The organism is Salinivibrio sp. MA427 (assembly GCF_001996115.1).
In the GTDB taxonomy this organism is placed as follows: Bacteria; Pseudomonadota; Gammaproteobacteria; order Enterobacterales; family Vibrionaceae; genus Salinivibrio; species Salinivibrio costicola.
This window is the reverse complement of record NZ_MUFH01000498.1, coordinates 1-1091: the sequence shown is the minus strand read 5'-3', so window position 1 is coordinate 1091 and position 1091 is coordinate 1. Positions and strand designations below refer to the sequence as shown.

1 protein-coding gene and 1 pseudogene are annotated in these 1091 nt (G+C 49.8%); one reads left to right on the top strand and one right to left on the bottom strand.

Annotated features, from left to right (window positions below; genetic code table 11):
- Positions 1–633 (top strand): aldo/keto reductase (locus tag BZG79_RS15890; protein ID WP_077774894.1); only part of this gene is annotated, 633 nt, incomplete at its 5' end.
- Between the two features lie 183 nt (positions 634–816).
- On the opposite strand, the pseudogene BZG79_RS15885 reads toward BZG79_RS15890, so the two are convergent.
- Positions 817–1091 (bottom strand): annotated as a pseudogene (locus BZG79_RS15885) (MarR family transcriptional regulator); the annotation flags it as partial.

Here is a 1091-nt window from a genome sequence, read left to right as displayed (position 1 = left end):
GCCCCTAATCGTAAAATTAATCATTATGACACCAGCTATCATCATATCCTGGAGTCGGTGGATCATTCACTGAAGCGTTTGGGGGTGGAAAAGCTCGACGTGTTATTGTTGCATCGCCCTGATGCATTGATGGACGCGGATGAAGTGGCAGAGGCGTTTACAACGCTTCGCTATCACGGAAAAGTCGCGCACTTCRGGGTATCAAACTTTACGCCGTCACAATTTGATTTATTGCAATCTCGCTGGGACGAATCGCTCGTCACCAACCAGGTTGAAATCAACCCGCTACGTTTTGATGTGATCCACGATGGCACGCTTGATCAGCTTCAGCGTCTTCAGATAAAACCGATGGCGTGGTCATGCCTTGCTGGCGGTGAATTATTGACGGGTGAGTCACAACAGGCTGTCCGTGTGCGCGAAACGCTTAGCACTATTGGTGAGGAGTTAGGCGGCGCGAGTATCGATCAAGTGATTTATGCTTGGGTGATGCGGCATCCATCGAAACCATTACCCATTATAGGCTCGGGGAACATTGAGCGAGTGAAAGCCGCTAAACAGGCTTATGATCTTAAATTAACGCGTGAGCAGTGGTATCGCATATGGGTCGCTTCGAAAGGGCATAACGTGCCTTAGAGCGAAGGTGTTGGTCATTCGTGCGAAGGCGTTGATCAAGGGAAAAATCAACAGACGGTACGTGGTGCCGTCTTTTTATTTTCCGATGAGTAATGGCGACAAAAAGCGTTCAATCCATGGCTTTTCTGGCGCCTTGCTGGCAGGTTGACCGGTGGAGACGTCCTGTTTACCCGCCGGTAGCTGCTATTTTTTAGCCTGAGACATGGAGTGATGTGAGGTAAGCGCAGACACCTCTAGCATCGGTGCAGCATCAATATCGTCTGCATTCATCATTGATGAGATACGTTGGACAGAGGACAGCAGCAGAGATTGTTCCCATTCTTCTAGGTTTTGAAAGCGTGAGATAAAGTTCTCCTGCAGTGGCTTAGGGGCTTGCTCCAATGCCGCTTCCCCTTGTTCGGTCAGGTGTGCGTGCACTTTACGCTTATCAAGCTCGCTCCGGACACGCAAAATCAGCC